Source organism: Amycolatopsis endophytica (assembly GCF_013410405.1).
In the GTDB taxonomy this organism is placed as follows: Bacteria; Actinomycetota; Actinomycetes; order Mycobacteriales; family Pseudonocardiaceae; genus Amycolatopsis_E; species Amycolatopsis_E endophytica.
In genome coordinates, this window is the sequence record NZ_JACCFK010000002.1 from 646,185 (window position 1) to 663,414 (window position 17,230).

14 protein-coding genes are annotated in these 17,230 nt (G+C 72.5%); 11 read left to right on the forward strand and 3 right to left on the reverse strand.

Annotated elements, in window-relative coordinates; genetic code table 11:
* Positions 1-130: 130 nt before the first annotated feature.
* A complete protein-coding gene (locus HNR02_RS36290; RefSeq protein WP_179776731.1) occupies positions 131-1,462 on the forward strand; it encodes a carboxylesterase/lipase family protein in 1,332 nt (443 codons plus the stop codon).
* 24 nt (positions 1,463-1,486) lie between these two features.
* Here the strand turns inward: HNR02_RS36290 and HNR02_RS28755 are convergent, their stop codons facing one another.
* Entirely contained in the window at positions 1,487-2,395 is a 909-nt protein-coding gene (locus HNR02_RS28755; protein WP_179776733.1) for a proteasome assembly chaperone family protein, read from the reverse strand.
* 214 nt (positions 2,396-2,609) lie between these two features.
* Here HNR02_RS28755 and HNR02_RS28760 point away from each other — a divergent pair, with 214 nt between their 5' ends.
* From HNR02_RS28760 to HNR02_RS28770, 3 genes are read left to right on the forward strand one after another with little or no spacing between them, the layout of a single operon-like run.
* Entirely contained in the window at positions 2,610-4,145 is a 1,536-nt protein-coding gene (locus HNR02_RS28760) for a prenyltransferase/squalene oxidase repeat-containing protein (protein WP_179776735.1), read from the forward strand.
* Complete coding sequence (locus HNR02_RS28765) at positions 4,146-5,369, forward strand: cytochrome P450 (protein ID WP_179776737.1); 1,224 nt, start codon at positions 4,146-4,148, stop codon at positions 5,367-5,369.
* Positions 5,357-6,253 carry a UbiA family prenyltransferase gene (locus HNR02_RS28770; protein WP_179776739.1) on the forward strand — a complete coding sequence of 299 codons (897 nt, stop codon included), beginning with the start codon at positions 5,357-5,359 and terminating at the stop codon, positions 6,251-6,253. The genes HNR02_RS28765 and HNR02_RS28770 overlap by 13 nt, the downstream gene beginning before the upstream one ends.
* Here the strand turns inward: HNR02_RS28770 and mmuM are convergent.
* Positions 6,219-7,088, reverse strand: coding sequence for a homocysteine S-methyltransferase (gene mmuM / locus HNR02_RS28775; protein WP_179776741.1), 870 nt, complete (start codon positions 7,086-7,088; stop codon positions 6,219-6,221). The genes HNR02_RS28770 and mmuM overlap by 35 nt on opposite strands.
* Positions 7,085-7,711 carry a TetR/AcrR family transcriptional regulator gene (locus tag HNR02_RS28780; RefSeq protein WP_179776742.1) on the reverse strand — a complete coding sequence of 209 codons (627 nt, stop codon included), beginning with the start codon at positions 7,709-7,711 and terminating at the stop codon, positions 7,085-7,087. Before HNR02_RS28780 ends, mmuM begins: the two co-directional genes overlap by 4 nt.
* A 300-nt stretch (positions 7,712-8,011) precedes the next feature.
* Between HNR02_RS28780 and HNR02_RS28785 the strand changes: the two genes are divergently transcribed.
* From HNR02_RS28785 to HNR02_RS28815, 7 genes are all read left to right on the forward strand, one after another.
* Positions 8,012-9,103, forward strand: a complete 1,092-nt coding sequence (locus HNR02_RS28785; protein ID WP_179776744.1) for a helix-turn-helix domain-containing protein — start codon at positions 8,012-8,014, stop codon at positions 9,101-9,103.
* Between the two features lie 8 nt (positions 9,104-9,111).
* Complete coding sequence (locus HNR02_RS28790) at positions 9,112-9,765, forward strand: YdcF family protein (protein WP_179776746.1); 654 nt, start codon at positions 9,112-9,114, stop codon at positions 9,763-9,765.
* Between the two features lie 13 nt (positions 9,766-9,778).
* Entirely contained in the window at positions 9,779-10,495 is a 717-nt protein-coding gene (locus HNR02_RS28795; RefSeq protein ID WP_179776748.1) for a WbqC family protein, read from the forward strand.
* Positions 10,496-10,573: 78 nt separating this feature from the next.
* Entirely contained in the window at positions 10,574-12,679 is a 2,106-nt protein-coding gene (locus HNR02_RS28800) for a transglycosylase domain-containing protein (RefSeq protein ID WP_179776749.1), read from the forward strand.
* A 381-nt stretch (positions 12,680-13,060) separates the two neighbouring features.
* Positions 13,061-14,887 carry a serine/threonine protein kinase gene (locus HNR02_RS28805; RefSeq protein ID WP_179776751.1) on the forward strand — a complete coding sequence of 609 codons (1,827 nt, stop codon included), beginning with the start codon at positions 13,061-13,063 and terminating at the stop codon, positions 14,885-14,887.
* The gene (locus HNR02_RS28810; protein WP_179776753.1) at positions 14,884-15,969 is read left to right on the forward strand and encodes a GlnX family signal transduction membrane protein; all 1,086 of its coding nucleotides are present in this window, start codon (positions 14,884-14,886) and stop codon (positions 15,967-15,969) included. Before HNR02_RS28805 ends, HNR02_RS28810 begins: the two co-directional genes overlap by 4 nt.
* Complete coding sequence (locus HNR02_RS28815; RefSeq protein WP_179776754.1) at positions 15,966-17,225, forward strand: ABC transporter substrate-binding protein; 1,260 nt, start codon at positions 15,966-15,968, stop codon at positions 17,223-17,225. Before HNR02_RS28810 ends, HNR02_RS28815 begins: the two co-directional genes overlap by 4 nt.
* Positions 17,226-17,230 lie beyond the last annotated feature (5 nt).

Sequence of the window (17,230 nt, forward strand, 5' to 3'; positions counted from 1 at the left end):
GCCGCCACGCGGCGAGGGTCCTTCGGCCTCACTGGGCCGAACGGCCGTACGAGGACCGCCGGGCACACAGCGTCACGATGGTGAAACGCGCTCCGCGATCATGTCCGCGCGTGGCCGTTAAAGTGGTGGTGTGGACACGGTGGTGGCCGCCGGCGGCGGCAAGATTCGCGGATTCGTCACCGGCGACGGCCTGGCGGAGTTCCGTGGCATCCCGTTCGCCCGCGCGTCCCGGTTCGCCCCGCCCGAACCCGTCGAGCCGTGGACCGGTGTCCGCGACGCCACCCGTCACGGCCCGGTCAGCCCGCAGCCGCCGGTGCGCCCGGACGGCGTGATGGGCGTGCCGCGGGACGTGCCCGGCCAGGACGAGGACTGCCTCAACCTGACGGTGCTGACCCCGGCCGCCGACGACCGGCGCCGCCCGGTCCTGGTGTGGCTGCACGGCGGCGCGTACGTCACCGGCGCCAACTCGTTCGGGTTCTACGGCGGGCACCGGCTGGTCACCGAGGGCGATGTCGTGTTCGTGGCGCCCAACTACCGCCTCGGCGCGCTCGGCTACCTGCGCCTGCCCGGGGTGGCACCGGGCAACCTCGGTCTGCTCGACCAGCTCGCCGCGCTGCGGTGGGTGCGGGACAACGCCGCCGCGTTCGGCGGTGATCCGGACGACGTCACCGTGGTCGGGCAGTCGGCGGGTGCCCACTCGATCGCCTGCCTGATGGCGCTGCCCGAGGCGCGCGGACTGTTCCACCGGGCGGTCCTGCAGAGCGCGCCGCTGGGGCTCAAGCTCGCCGGAGCACGCGCCGCGGCCCGCACGGCCCGGCTGTTCACCGCCGCGCTCGGACGGGACCCGCGGACCGCGCCGGTCGAGGAGATCCTGCGGGCCCAGGAGGAGACCATCGTGAAGGCGGCCGGGCCGGGCGGGCTGTACTCGGTGCCGCCGTTCAGTCCCGCCGCCGACGCCGCGCCGCTGCCGGGGGTCACGCAGTGGCTGTCGCAGCGCGCCCGGTTCGCGCCGGAGGTGGACGTGCTCATCGGCACGACGGCGGCCGAGATGAACTCGTTCCTCACCGGGAAGCCCGGAATCGTCCAGCTGGAACGGTTCCCCGGCACCGCGCACGCGGTGGCCGCGGTCAAGGCCGGGATCACGCGGTGGATGTTCGGCGGGCCGTCCCGCGCGTTCGCCGACCAGCTCGCCGCGCGCGGCGGGCGCGTGTACAGCTACGTCTTCGACTGGGGCGCCCCGGACTCGCCCTACGGCGCCGGGCACTGTGTGGACCTGCCGTTCCTGCTCGGCGACGAGGTGTCCTGGCGGGACGCGCCGATGCTGGCCGGCGCCGAATGGGCGTCGCTGACCGAGCTGGGCCGCGAGCTGCGGTCGGCATGGCTGTCGTTCGCCCGCACCGGTGCCCCGTCACCCGGCTGGCCGCGGCACGCGCCGAAGCGCGCACCGCACCATCTCCCCTGACCCTCCCGCGAGTCTCGCGCGGGGTCAGTCGCGGCGGTCCTGTTCGGCGAGGAAGCGTTCGAACTCGGCGCCGAGTTCCTCGGCCGTGGGCATCGCGTCCTCGTCCGCCAGCAGGGTCTTCTTCCCGTCCATCGCCTCGACGAACAGGTCGTACTGCCGTTCCAGGGCGTGCACGACCTCGGCCACCTCGTCGGAATCGGCCACCTGGCGGGCGATCTCGGCGTCGGTGCGCCGGGAGGACTCGACCAGCACGTCGTCCGGCAGGGACAGCCCCGCCAGCCGCGTGATCGAGCCCAGCACGGTCAGCGCCGCGGCTGGGTACCGCGACTGCGCCAGGTAGTGCGGGACGTGCGCGGCGAACCCCGCCGCGTCGTGCCCGGCCTGCCCGAGCCGGAACTCGGTCAGGTTGAGCGCGCTTCCCGGAACCTCCAGCCGGTTCAGCACCGGTTCGTAGTCGCCGATCAGCTCGCGTCGCGTCGCGTGCGCGGTCACCCCGAGCGGGCGGGTGTGCGGCGCGCCCATCGGGATCCCGTGGAACGACACGGTCATCCGCACGTCCCAGCGCTCGATCAGCGACTGCACCGCGGCCGCGTAGCCCTCCCACTGCGTGTCCGGTTCCGGCCCGCTCAGCAACAAGAACGGCGTGCCGCTCTCGTCGTGGAACAGCCGCACCGCCAGCTCGGGTGTGTCGAAGCTCTCCCACCGGTCGGTGGCGAACGTCATCACCGGCCTGCGTGCCCGGTAGTCGATCAGCCGGTCCACATCGAACCGCGCCACCACCCGGTTGTCCCAGTTCTCCTTGAGGTGCTCACTGACGAGCGCGCCGGCCTGCCCGGCGTCCATGAAGCCGTCGAGCTGGTGCAACAGCACCGCCCCGCTCAACTCCGGGAGCTCCGAGTCCACCTCGTAGAGTTCCGTCGGATCGAACACCACAGCCTCCTGCCACTCTGGCCACGTCTCTCCTCGACACTCAACGTAGCGAGGGCGGCGATCCATCCCGCCGACAGGCTTACTTCCACCGGATTACTCCGCCAGACGGGCGAAACGGGTCCAGAACGGTGTTCAGCGGTGTTAGGTTCATCCACAACGTCACGGCCGGTGCACCGAGCGTGATCACCGTGGCCGATGCACCAACGAGGAACCGCCCATGACCACCGACCTGGCCGAGCCCGCGCGCCACCTGGTGCACGCCATGGCCACCGATCCGTACGGGGACTACTCCCCCTCGGTGTACGAGACCGCCCGGCTCGTCACACTCGCCCCGGACCTGACCGGGCACGCGAACCGCGTCGCGTTCCTGCTGGGCGAGCAGGCGCCCGACGGCGGCTGGGGTGGCCCGGAGGGCTACGGGCTGCTGCCCACGCTGAGCGCCACGGAGGCGCTGCTGTCGGAGTTCCATCGCACGGGCTCGCCGGCGGTCGCGGCGGCGGCCGGGCGGGGTCTGGAAGCGCTCTCCACGCGGTGGGGCCGGGATCTGCGGGCCGACCTGCCGGACACGGTGGCGGTCGAGATCCTGGTGCCGGCCCTGGTGTCCGCGGTCAACGCGCACCTGGAGCGGCTGGACACCGCCGGGGTCGCGCTCGCGCGGCGGCATCACCGCCTGCCGGACCCGGACGGGACCCACCCCGCGATCCTGCACGGACTGCGCCGGTTGGCGGAGGACGGCGCGGCACTGCCGGACAAGATCCTGCATTCGCTGGAGGCGCTGGGATCCGCCGCGCGCGGGGTCGCCTTCGCGCGCCCCGGAGCGGACGGTCTCGGCTGCTCCCCCGCCGCGACGGCCGCGTGGTTCGGTGGTGACGGCACGGCCGCGCACCCGGGACGGCGGTACCTGGAGGACACCCAGGCCCGCCACGGCGGCCCGGTGCCGGTCGCCGCGCCGCTGGCCGTGTTCGAACGGTCCTGGGTGCTGTCGGCCTTCGCGGACGCGGGCGTGCCGGTCCCGGTGCCCGACGGCGTGCTCGACGGGCTGGCGGCCGGGCTCGGGCCGGACGGGATCTCCGGCGGGCCGGGACTGCCGCCGGACGCCGACGACACCTCGGCCACGCTGTACGCACTCGCCTCGCACGGACGGCCGCATCCGCTCGGCTGCCTGCACGAGTACCGTGTGGACGGTCACTTCTGCACCTATCCGGACGAGCGCACACCGTCGGTCACCACGAACGCCCATGTACTGCAGGCCCTGCGCACGAGCGGGCCGTCCGAAGTGGCCACCGCGACCGCCGCGTGGATCGCCGGCAGGCAGCACGCCGACGGCAGCTGGACCGACAAGTGGCACGCGTCCCCGTACTACGCCACCGCACGGTGCGTGCTGGCGCTGGCGGCGGGCGGCTACGGCACGACGGCTCGCGGCCGCGCGCTGCGGTGGCTGCTCGACACGCAGCGGCCGGACGGTTCGTGGGGCCGGTGGGGCGGCACCTTCGAGGAGACCGCCTACGCCGTGCAGGTCCTGGTCCGCGCCCGTGATCCGCGCGCCGACGAGGCCGCCGCGCGCGGGTGCGTGTTCCTGCTGTCCTGGCGGGGCACTCGCCATCCGCCGCTGTGGCACGACAAGGACCTGTACACGCCGGGCCGGATCGTGCGCGCGGAGGGTATCGCCGCGCTGCACCTGGCCCGTACCCGTCCCTCGGTCGCGGCGCTGCTGACGCGTCTGAGACCCGGGATCGCCGTCCGGACCGCGTGAATGAACCGCATCGAACTCGCCCTCGCCGTGGCGCCCCTGCGCTTCCTGCACGCGCACGCCGACGATCCGGCCGCGATGCTGGACCTCCGCACCGGCGCGGTACCGAAAATCCTCGTGTGGCACCACGAAGCGCTGGCCGAGGTCTTCCGGCAGGACCCGCACCTGCGGCATCCGGGCAGCCGCTCGCTCTCCCCGCTGCTCGGCCCGCGTTCGGTGCTGTGGACCGACGGCGAGCGCCACACCGCCTATCGTGCGGCGTTCGGGGCGCCGTTGCGCGGGCGCCGTCTCACCGCCTACCACGGGCTGATCGCCGAGTCCGCCGCCGAGGCGATCGACGCGCTGCGGCCGGGCACGGTGTTCCGGCTCGCGGAGTGGACCAGGGAACTCGCCCTCACCATCGTCGCGCGGATCGTCCTGGGGGAAGCCGATCCCGTGCTGCTGCGTGAGGTCACCACTTGGCTGGAGCACGCGCTGGGCTCGCGCCGCCGCCTTCTCTACCACCGGTTCGCGGGCAGGAGCCTGCCGCCGTCCGGGCCCGCGCTCGACGCCCGGCTCGTCGCCGCCGCGACGGCGGGCGGGGGCCTGATGTCGCCGCTGGTGAGCGGTGAGGGTCCGCTCGGGCCGGTGCCGGACGGTGAGCTGCGCGACCAGATCGTGTCGCTGTTGTTCGCCGGGCACGAGACATCCGCTTCGGCGACCGCGTGGACGGTGTACTGGCTCACCCGCCGACCGGACCTCCGCGACGCCGTGCTGTCCGAAGTGGAGGTCCATGACGGCGCCGATCCAGCCGCGGTTCCCATGCTGCAGGCCGTGATCTCCGAGGCGCTGCGCCTGCGGCCACCGGTGGAGGTCGCCGGGAACCGCGCGCTGACCCGGCCGGTGGAGCTGCTCGGCCGGAGGCTGCCCGCCGGGGCCGTGCTGACGCCCGGGATCTACCTCGCCCACCACCGCGCCGAATACTTCCCGTCGCCGCACACGTTCGATCCCGGCCGGTTCCTGGGCCGCCGTGGCACACCGGAGGGGTACCTGCCCTTCGGCGGCGGCAGCCGGTTCTGCCTGGGCAGCCAGCTCGGGCTGCTGGAGATCCGGATGGCCACCGCCGCCCTGCTCCGCCGCCGGGTTCTGCGGTGCGTGAACCCGCGGGCCGGTGTGACGCGGCTGCGGGGGCACGCGATGGCGCCGTCGGCGCGGCTGTGTCTGGAAGTCGTGTCGTGCCGGGACTGACGAGGTGGCGCGATGTCGTCCTCGTCCACCGCCTGCACTTCCCCCTTCCCCTGAGCTACCTCGCCTACGCGTGCTGGGGCGCGGCCTTCGCCACCGCCGATCCACGGCACCTGTTCAGCGGACCGGTCGTGGTCACCGTCGTGGCGACCCTGCTGGCGCTGCTGGCGGGGCTGGCCCTCAACACCGCCGCCGATCTGCACACCGACGCCCACGACCGGGACAAGGCCGCGCTGGCGGGCGCCACCCGGCGTTTCGGCAGCAGGCGCATCTTCGGCTGGGCCGCCGCCGAAGCCTGCACCGCGTTGGTGCTGGCGGTCGCGGTCGCGCTGTGCCTGGGACGGTGGGCGGCGGTGCTGGTGGTGGCCACCGCGCTCGGCGCGCACGTGCTCTACAACCTGGAACCGGTGCGGTTGAAGCGGCGCGGGTTCGCGGGACCCGCGGTGTTCGGGGCGGGGTTCCTCGCGGTGCCGGGCCTGGCGTCGTACTTCGCGGTCCGGCCGTCACTGGAGCGATCGATGGTGCCGGTGCTGGCCGGGTTGTGCGTGCTCGCGTTCGGCCGGACGACGTGGTTTTCGGTGCCGGACCACGAGGCCGACTCGCGGACGGGCGTCCGCACCCCTGGCGCGCGGTACGGTCCACGGCGAACGCTGGTGATCTCCTGCGTGCTCGTGGCGACGGGTCTCGCGTTGCTGGGCGCCGGGCTGTGGTGGCGTTACGGACCGGGGTGGGCGCTGGCCGGGATGGTCGCGGAAGGCGCTTTCCTGGGCGGGATGGCCGCGCTGGCCGGGCCACGCCGGTCCCTGTCGCGGATGCGGCGGCTCGCCACCCCGGTCGTGCTGGTCGGCGACCTCACCCTGGTCGCGATCCCGTTGCTGGCGGTGTGATCGCGGCGGCGAGCGCGGCGATGTCGTCGGGCCCGACCCGGCAGCACCCGCCCGCGTACGCCACTCCCGCGGGCAGCCAGTCCCGCCCGAACCGGGACTCCCCCGTCCAGCGGCGCGCGCGGGCGTCCCAGTGCTCACCACTGTTCGGGTAGGCGATCACGGGTTTCCCGCTCGCCTCGCGCGCGATCCCGGCCGCTACGGCGACGTCGCGGGGATCGCAGCAGTTCACTCCGACCGCGACGATCTGGTCGTTGCCGCGGGCCACCGCGAACGCCTCGGTGAGCGGCTGCCCGCCGCGCGTGCTCTCGCCTTCGATGGTGTAGGACAGCCACGCGGGGACGCCGAGATCCTCGATGGCGAGCAGCATCGCCTCGGCTTCGTCCACATCGGGCACGGTCTCGCAGGCCAGCAGGTCCGGGCCAGCGGAGGCGAGGATCTCGGCACGGGGGCGGTGGAACGCGGTCAGGTCCGCCACGGACAAACCGTAGTGGCCACGATATTCCGATCCGTCCGCGCGGGTCGCGCCGAACGGGCCGATCGACGCGGCCACCAGCTGGCCGTCACTGGTGCGGGCCTCCCGCGCGAGCTCGACGCTCAGGCGCAGCAGCCGGACGCCCTCCTCCCGGTCGAGCCCCGCCTCGGCGAAGCCGGCGAGGCTCGCCTGGTAGCTGGCCGTGGTCGCGATCCGCGCCCCGGCGCGGAAGAACGCTCGGTGCGCCGCGACGATCTCGTCGGGGTCGTCGGCCAGCAGCCGGGCCGACCACAGCGCGTCGGACAGATCGTGGCCGCGCGCTTCGAGTTCGGTGGCGAGACCGCCGTCGAGGAGGACGGTCACGGGCCGGTGCGCAGGAACGTCAGCTCGCGCCACCACACGTCGGCGAGCACGTCCAGCACGAGCTCCCGGTCGTGGCCGACGCCGCGGATCAGCCAGTGGTAGCAGGCCTGTTCCAGTTGCAGCACCAGCAACAGCGCGCGCGTGAGCCCGGCCTGCTCGTGCTCACCGGTCCACAGTGCCAGGTAGGGCGCCAGCTCGCGTGCCGCGTCCACCCCCCACTGGTAGTGCCGCGCCGCGACGCGCGGATCGTCGGCGACGGCCTGGGTGAGGACGTCGATCTCCACGGCGTAGCGCGTCCAGAACGCCAGCACGTCCTCGTCCAGCCAGGCACGCACGCGATCGCGCGTCAGCTCCGGGAACCGCGCCGGCATCCGGTACAGCGCCGCGGTGTCGGCGAGGATCCGCTCGAACAACGCGGCCGCGATGTCGGCCTTGTCGCGGAAGTGCGCGTAGAACGTGGCCCGGCTGCCGCTGGCGGCCGCCACGACGTCGGCGACGGTGGCGGCGTGGTACCCGAGGCGGGCGAAGACCTCCCTGGCGCACTCGAGGTAGCGGTCGTGCGCTTCCCGCCACTGCTGCTCGCGGAACGTGTTCCGGGCAGGGGTGGAGATGCTGCCGGTCATCAGCCCATCGTAGTGCGCCACGGGGACGACGACATCTCGCTGCACCGGTTTCCCGTGCGGCAGAAGGACCACCGCGCCGGAGTCCGGGTGGCGCGCGTTCCGCGGGCGGAGGAGCGCGCGCCACCCGGCGCGGTGGGAGGGATGGAGCGGCACCCGGCGCCGGGGATCGGCCCGGGACAAAGGAGTCATCCCGGCGACGAGTGCCTCGCTCTAGACTGAACGAGCGAACTCGTGACGGAAACGAACCACCGTTGCACTTTCGGTGTACTTGCCCCGCCTCGATGTGGTTAACCTGATGGGGTGGCCGCCGGGAAGCATTCTCCGGGAGCCGCGACCGCCCAGCAGTGGACGGGGCGGGAGGCGCGGCTGTTGCGGCACGCCCTCCGGCTGTCGGTGCGGGGGTTCGCGGCCTACCTCGGTGTCGCGGCACGCACGGTCGCGAAATGGGAGAGCGGCGGGTCCGCCACCGTGCCGCGCCCGGACACGCAGGCCATCCTCGACACCGCGCTGGCCAGGGCCGACACCGGTGCGCGCGGCCGGTTCGAGGTGCTGGTCACCGAGGCGCGCGAGGCGGACCGCGCCTCGGTCCCCGCTCCCCGCTACGACTACGAAGCCTGGACCGACGATCTGGACCGCACCGTGGCGTGCCTGGGACGGCAGGAGTTCCGCCTCGCCCGCACCCTGCTGGACCGGTGGCTGGGCCGGTTCGAGCCGAACAGCTCCGACCGCCAGGGCATGTACCTCTACGGCCGTTCGCTGCGGCTGCTCGGCGAGGTGCGGCAGGACCAGGGCGCGCTGCGCGGTCCGCTGTCCGCCGAGCACGTCTACCGCCAGGCGCTGCGGGTGTTCACCGAGCTGGAGTCGCCGCGCCGGGTGGCGCAGCTGGAACTGCAGCTGGTCGTCATCGACGAGATGTCCGGGCAGCTGGAGTCCGCGGCGCAGCGGTACGAGAGCCTGACGGCCGACGAACGGCTGTCCGCGCACGACCGGACCCGCGCCCGGCTCTGGGTGGGCACGGCGCTGAGCAAGCGCGGGCTGCACGAGTCGGCGGCCACGCACATCGTCCCCGCCATCCGGGAGTTCGAGGCGCTCGAAGAACCGGCGGACTGGTCGATCGCGCATCAGAAACTGGCGCTGGCACACCGCGGCACGGGTGACCTGGCGGCGGCCGGGCGCGCGATCGACGTGGCGCTGTCCAACCGGGTGGACGACACCCCGCTGCAACAGGTGCGGCTGGGCACCGCGCACGCGCACATCCTCCTGTCCGACCGGGCCACCGCCGATTCCGGGCTCGCCATTCTCGACCGGACCGCGGGCATTTCCACCCGCTACGGGCTCATGCACCAATTGCGCAGCATCGACCGCATTCGTCACGGTTTCGAGTGCCGGTAAGAACGCCCATGCGGAAAGTACTGCTCGACCGGGTGTGGGCTGACGCCGAACTCGTCTGGGAGTTCCACCGCCTGCGCCACCTGCCCAAACCGTGCTCGGCCGCGGTGGCGCTGGGGTGCAACGACCTCGGTGTCGCCGCGCACGCCGCGGAACTGTACCACCGGGGCCTGTTCCCGCTCGTGGTGTTCTCCGGCGGCAACAGCCGCGAAACCGCCGGCCGGTTCCCGCGCGGTGAAGGCGTCCACTACCGGGAGCGGGCGCTCGAACTCGGAGTGCCGGACGAGGCGATCCTGGTGGAGCCGAAGGCGACCAACACCGGCGAGAACATCGCGTTCTCGCGCGAGATCCTGGACACGGCGGGGGTTTCCGTGTCGTCGCTGATGCTGGTCTCGATGCCCTACATGGAGCGGCGTGCGTTCGCCACCACCCGCAAGGTGTGGCCGGAGATCGAACCGGTGTGCGCGTCGGCTCCGGTGTCGCTGACCGAGTACGCGTTGCGCACCCAGCACGGCACCGATCTGATCGACATGATCGTGGGCGATTTCCAACGTCTCATCGAGTATCCGCGAAAGGGATTCGCAATACCGCAGAAAATTCCCCCGATCGTGTATTCAGCTTATCGCCGGCTGGTGGCCGCCGGATTCTCCAGCCGCATGCTGTGATTCCATACGGGCCGTGCCCGAGACGCTTTCCTGCGCCGTTCATCAACCGAATCTCTTCCCCCGACTGTCCACACTGGCCAAGCTGTTCCGCGCCGACGTCTGGGTCGTGCTCGACGACGTCCAGTTCAACGCCCGCGACTACCAGCACCGCGCCCGGCTCGCGGCGCCCCGCGACCCGCAGGCGCAGCGCTGGCTGACCGTGCCGGTGCACCGGCCGCGCGGCCGGGACAGCCGCATCGCCGAGCTGCGCCTGGCCGACCCGGCGGCCGCGCACGTCGTGATGTCCCGCCTGGTGCGGCAGTACTACGGCCGCTGCGCCCACTGGGACACCACTGGCGAGATCGTCGGCCAGGTACTGGCCGCGCTCGCGCTGAACGAGCGCCTCGCGGTGGTCGCCGAAGTGTCGGTGCGCGCGATGCTGCACCGCCTCGGCTGGCGCGGCCACGTGGTGCGCAGCAGCGATCTGCCCTCGCGCTCGGGCCGGTCCGAGCGCCTGGCCGACCTCACCGCCGCCGTCGGCGCCGGAACCTACCTGTGCGGCCGGGGCGGGGCGAAGTACCTGACCGAGCACCCGTTCGCCGAACGCGATCTGCGGGTGGACTACCCGGCGCCGCCGCCGGTGTGCCACCAGACCGGGCTGCGCACGGCGAGCGCGCTGTGGGCGTTCGCGAAGCTGGGCCCGGACGGCGTGCGCGACGCGTTCGCCCCGGAGTGCGTGCCGGTGCACTGACCCCAAGACCGGTTCTACACCAGGTAAAGACGATTCCGGCAACCCGGCCTTCACCCCGGCGCGGTTATCCTCCACCGAGTGCGTCTGCCTCGTGGTGTTCCTCGGTTCCTCGGTTGCTGCGTGGTCGCGGGAGTGCTCGCCGCCGGGGTGGCCGCACCCGCCGCGCTCGGCGCGGGCGTGCTGTCCAACCAGGTCGCCGACGCGGTCGACGGGATCTCGGCGACGCTCGCCTCCAGCGAGCAGCCCTTGGTCACCACCGTGACCGACCGCGAGGGCACCCCGATCGCGACCCTGTTCGACCAGTACCGCCTCCCGGTCACCGCCGACGAGATCTCGCCCGCGATGAAGGCCGCCATCGTGTCCATCGAGGACAGGCGCTTCTACGACGAGGGCGGTGTCGACGTCAAGGGCATGGTCCGCGCGGCGCTGCACGATTCCTCCGGCGGCAGCACGCAGGGCGGGTCGACGATCACGCAGCAGTACGTCAAGAACTACCTGATCAACGTCGTTGACCGGAACAACCGGGCGGCGCAGCTGTCCGACCAGGCCGACACCATCGCGCGCAAGCTGCGCGAGGCGAAGATCGCCGTCCAGCTCGGACAGACGAAGTCCAAGGAGGACATCCTCACCGGCTACCTCGACGTGGTCGAGTTCACCGGCAACATCTACGGCGTCGGCGCGGCCGCGCACGCGTATTTCGGGACCACCCCGGACGAACTGACCGTGCCGCAGGCCGCGCTGCTCGCCGGGATGGTCAACAACCCCGCCGTCTACAACCCCTACAAGTACCCGGACCGGGCGCTGCAGCGGCGCAACCTGGTGATCGACGCGATGGTCAGCACCGGGACCCTCGCCGCGGCCGACGCCGCCACCGCGAAGGCCGCGCCACTGGAGGTGCTGCCCGGCGGACCGGACGTGCCCTCCAGTACGTGCCTGGGCGCCGCGCCCGACGCCGGGTTCTTCTGCCAGTACGCGGAGAGTTACCTGATCCGGGCCGGGTTCACCGCGGACCAGCTGGAAACCGGTGGCTACACCGTCCGCACCACGCTGGATCCGCGGGTGAGCAGCATCGCGAAGCAGGCCGTGGACGCCAACGTGCCGACCGCCCAGAACGGGGTCGCGAACACCTTCGCGGTCATCCGGCCGGGACAGGACACGCACGAGGTGCTGGCCATGGTCGCCAACCGCAACTACGGTACCGATCCCGCGGCGGGCGAGACGTCGACGAACCTGCTGTCGAGCGCGAGCAACGTGTTCGGGGCCGGTTCGTCCTTCAAGATCTTCACCTCGGCCGCGGCGCTGGAGAGCGGGAAGGCGGGCCTGGACACTCCGCTGCCCAACCGGGCCGGCCAGTGTTTCACCCAGCCCGGCGCGAACGAGTACACACAGCCGTACTGCGTGCAGAACGACGGGGTGAACTATCCCGATCCGATCTCGCTGCGGAACGGCCTCGCCACGTCGCCGAACGTCGCCTTCGTCAATCTGGAGCAGCAGGTCGGGATGCCCGCGGTACTGGACATGGCGCGGCGCCTGGGCCTGCGCACCACCTTGACCACCAACGACGCGGGCGCCAAGCCGGATCCGTCGTCGGACAACACGCAGTACAGCCAGCCGCAGTCGCAGTACTTTCAGGACAAGCTGTCCTTCACGCTCGGCAACAGCCCGGTGAGCCCGCTGGAGATGGCCAACGTGTCGGCGACGCTGATGAGCGGCGGCACGTGGTGCCCGCCGAACCCGGTGCTGTCGGTGACCGACCGGTACGGCCAGGACGTGCCGGTCCGGCAGCAGGCGTGCGAACAGGCCGTGCCCGCCGGGCTGGCGAACTCGCTGCTGGCAGGATTGAGCCAGGACACGGTGTCGGGCACGTCGGCGTCGGCGGCCGCCGCGGCGGGATGGCACCACGCGGACTTCGGCAAGACCGGCACCACACAGCAGAGCGAGTCCGTCGCGTTCGTCGGGGGCGTCGACGACTACGCGGTGTCGTCCATGGTCTTCGCCGACGGCCCTCACCCGAAGGAAATCTGCCCCGGCAACCCGGTGCACCTGGGCGACTGCGGACACGGCGCGTTCGGCGGCACGGTCGCGGCACCACCCTACTTCGAGGCGATGAACCAGATCCTGGGCAACAGACCGGACGTACCCATCCCGGCCGCCGACCCGGCCTACTTGCGGGCACGGTCCTAAGTCACCCAGGCCCGCGCAAACCGGCCCGGCAACGCAAGGCAACACTCGACCGGTCCAGGACCTCCCCCACCCCTCGCCCCAAGCCCGCTTCGGTCACCGATCAGACGTGTCAAGGTACTCTTTCCCGCCTTGACGCGTCTGCTCGGCGACCGAAACCATCCGCGAGGAGGGTCGGGGGCGGTCTGTGGTGACCGACTACTGCACGGCAGCGCGCCCAGCGGCCGCTTGCCCCACGCGCAGGATCAAAGATCAAGGGACAGTCCTCGCCGGACGGGCCGGCGACGGGATGACCACCCAGCTCCGATTTGGAGCAGGCTCGCTGCAGCTCGCCGTTGAACCGTGTCTAGCCACGGACAGGTGACGTGTCGTAACCTCCGGTGAGTGGGCTTCGGAGAAGAGCCCCCGGGTTCCGTCGGCGGGCTCGGGCCTGGTGAGCTGGTCGCCGGGCAGTACGAGGTCTCCACGTGCTTCGCGCGGGGCGCCTTCGGCTATGTCTATCTGGCCCGTGACCGCAACCTCGACGGCAAGCAGGTCGTGCTCAAGGGGCTGACCCGCCCGCACGACACGGCCGCGATCAAGCTGGCCGAGCACGAAAGCCGGGTACTCACCGCGCTCGAGCACCCGAACATCGTGCGCATCTTCAACGTCGTCTCGCACGACCGGCAGCGGTACCTGGTGATGGACCACGTCGACGGGCCGTCCCTGCGCACGGTGCGTGAAGCCGGTGGCCTGCCGATCGCCGACGCGCTCGCCTGCGCCGTGCAGATCCTGGGCGCGCTGGACTACCTGCACCGGCAGGGCCTGCTGTACTGCGACATGAAGCCGGACAACGTGATCCGCACCGGCGACACGGTCAAGCTGATCGACTTCGGCGCGATCCGGCGGGCGGGCGACCGGGAGAGCATGGTGCTGGGCACCCCGCCCTACCTGGTCGGGCACACCGAGATCCGTGAGCACGGGCTGACCGAACGCGCCGACATCCACGGGGTCGGGGTGATGCTCGACGAGCTCGTCGAATGCGGTGCGGACGATCCCGGTGGGGAGTCGTTCCGCCGTCTCGTGGCGCGCGCGACCACCGACTACGACCGGCGGTTCGCCGACGTGCCGGAGATGCTGCGGCAGGTCCGCGGCGTGCTGCGGGAGGTGCGGTGCCTGGCCGACGGGCGGCCCCGGCCGGTGCGCTCGGAGGTGTTCGCCGAATCGGCGGTGCTGCTGGACGAATCGCTGAGCCTGGCGCCGCCGCTGACCGCGTGGACGCTGGGCGGGTCCGCGGCACTGCCCGACGGGCGGCCCTCCCCGGCGGCGGTCGCGACCGGTCTGCCGGTGCCGGTCCCCGATCCGGCCGACCCGCGGACGCCGCTCCTGCGCACCGTCCGCGCCCCGGACCCGGCACGGCTGCTGACCAAGCTCGCCGCGCTGCCGGGGTCGGTCGAGGTGGACTTCCACCAGGCCCGCGCGCACCTGGAGGCCGGGGACGGGCACGCCGCCGCCCACCGGCTCGCCTCCGCGGAACGGCACCTGGGCTGGCGGGCGCACCACGACTGGCGTGCCGCCTGGCACCGCGGTCTGCTGGCGCTGGCCGAGCACCGGGTCAGCGAAGCCGTGGACCTGTTCGACGACGTGTACCGCTCCAAGGCCGGTGAGCTGGCGCCGAAACTGGCACTGGGGTTCTGCGCCGAACACCTGGAGCGGCCCGCCACCGCGGCGCGCTTCTACCAGGCGGTGTGGGTGTGTGACCGCCTCTACGTGAGCGCCGCGTTCGGGCTGGCGCGCATCCGGCTGCGTGCGGGCGAGCGGGCCGCCGCGGTGGCGATCCTGGACGAGGTCCCGGACATCTCACTGCACCGCCACGCCGCGGCGGTGGCCGCGGTGCGGATCCTCGCCGGTCACCTGCCCGGCGGCGGGTACCCCTCCGCCGAGGACATCGCGGCGGCCGCCGAGCGGTTGCAGGTCCTGACGCTGGACAGCGAGGAGACGTGGCAACGTCTGGCGGCGGCGGTCCAGGAGAGCGCTTTCACCCACGTCCTCGACCACGGTGACGGTGCGGTGCCGCCAGGCCCGCTGCTCGGGGACCCGGTGTCGGAGAGGGGACTCCGTGACCGTCTCGAGGAGTCCTACCGCGTCCTGGCGCGTCAGGCGCGCACCGCGGACGAGCACGACGTGCTGATCGACCGGGCCAACGCGGTGCGGGTGAGGTCGCTGTGGTGACCTCCACGACCCGCGCGGTCCTCGTCCGGTCGCGGCTGGCGCTGCTGGTGACGACGGTGGCCGTGCTCGCCACCTCGTTCGCCACGGTGCGGGGCGTGCAGGTGACGGCGGAGACCGTGCGGGACCGGACCGTGCAGGCCGTCATCGAGGTGGCGGCGGCGAAATCCGCGCTGATCCGTGCCGACCGCGCGGCGGTGCGCAGCTTCTCCTCCGGCGAGGTCCGGCTGGCGGGCGCGGGCACCGAGTACGCGACCCAGACCGCGCTGGCCAGCCAGAGCCTGACCCGTGTCGCCGAGCTGAACGAGTCCGGCGAGTCCGGTAGCCAGCTCCTGCGGCTGGTCGAGGGCCTGCTCGCGGCCTACCGGGCGGCGATCGCGCAGGCCGACGCGCACTACCGCCAGGGCGGCGGCGAGGTCGTCGGCACGGCCGACCTGTGGGACGCCTCGTCGCAGCTGCTGCACTCCCCCGACGGTGTGCTCGACCAGCTCGACGAGCTGCGGTCGGTGCAGGAGCAGGCACTGGCCCGGCAACTGGACACCGGCTGGCTGCACCCGGCCACGCCCGCGCTGTGGGCGGTGCCGCTGGCGCTGCTGCTGGCCCTGCTGTGCGTGACGCAGCTCTACCTCGGAAAGCGCTTCCAGCGCCTGGTCAACCCGCAGCTGGCCGCCGCCACCCTGCTGTTGCTCGGGCTGTGCGCGAGCATGATGTTCACGCTGGTCGCGGCGCACCGGCTGGAAACCGCGCGGGAGCGGCTCACCACGGTCCTCGCGGGCTGGGACCGGCGGATGGCCTTCACCGACACCGACGGGCAGGACAAACTGATCCGGCTGGTCACCGCGCACTGCCGCGGTGACTGCGGGCCGACCGTGGGCGCGGCGGGCCCGGCACCGACGAGCGTGCCCGGCACGATCCCGGACGAGGCGACCACCGCCGCGGGCACCCGGGAGGTCAACGAGCGGCTGCAGGCGGCCGCGGCGAGCACCGATCTGCCGTTGGTGGTGCCCTCCGTGACGCTCGCGATCGCCCTCCTCGCCGGCTGGGGCCTGCACCGCCGGCTCGACGAATACCGGTTCCGCCCATGAGAAACCTGTTCGGCGCCCTGATCCTGCTCGCCGCGTGCCTGGCCGGGTGCGGCCCCACCTCCGGTGCGGGCACCATCACCGTGCTCGCGTCGTGGACCGGCGCGGAGGGCGCGGCGTTCGAACAGGTGCTGGCCGGGTTCACCGCGCAGACCGGGGTGCGCGTGCACTACCAGGGCACGCGCGCGGTGTCGCAGGTGCTCGCCTCGGACGTGCAGAACGGCAACCCGCCCGACATCGCGGTGGTGCCCAACCCGGGCGAGCTGGTCACCTACGTGCGCTCGCACAACCTGTACTCGCTGGACGACGTGCTCGGCGCGCCGCCCGCCCAGATCTACGGTCCACAGTGGCTCCAGCTGCAGGTGGCCGGGCAGGCGCATCTGTACGGCGTCGCGGTGAAGGTGGACCTCAAGAGCATCGTGTGGTTCAACCCGCTGCTGCACGGCCTCACCCAGCCCGGCACGTGGGACGAGTTCACCACCGCCACCGCCGGGCAGCCGTGGTGCCTGGGCCTGAGCGCGCCGCCGGTGTCCGGGTGGCCGGGCACCGACTGGGTCGAGGACATCCTGCTGCACCAGGTGGGGACCAACGTCTACCGGCAGTGGGCGGCCGGGCAGCTGGCCTGGACCTCACCGGCGGTGCGGCGGGCGTGGGAGACGTGGGGCGCGATGATGGCGCGCACCGTCGGGGACAACCCGGCACGCCTGCTGCTGACCGACTTCCGCGACGCGCACCAGGGAATGGTGGACGACCCGCAACGCTGCGCGTACGAGCACAACGGCTCGTTCATGCTGGCTCAGTATCCCGAGGCCGGGCGGAAGCTGGACTTCGTCGCCGTCCCGCCCGCCGGGCCCGACGTCGCGCCCGGGACGTACGAGGTGTCGGCGGACCTGGCCGGGATGTTCACCGACACCCCGGCCTCGCGCGCGTTGATCCGGTACCTGGCGAGCCCGGCGGCGCAGGAGATCTGGCCGAGAGCCAGCGGAGGAGGCGCCTTCTCCGCGACGCGTGCGGTGGACCTGCGCGTGTACGACGGCAACCCGACGGCCCGCAAGGTCGCCGAAACGCTGCGCTCGGGCAGTACCCTGTGTTTCGACGCCTCCGATCTGATGCCGGCCACGATGACGAACGCGTTCTACCGTGCGGCGCTGGAGTACCTCGACGACCCCGATCACCTGACGACGCTGCTGGAGCAACTGGACATGATCCGGCTCGGGGTGCCGCCGCAGGAGTGGCTGAGCGTCCCCTGTGGACGCTGACGATC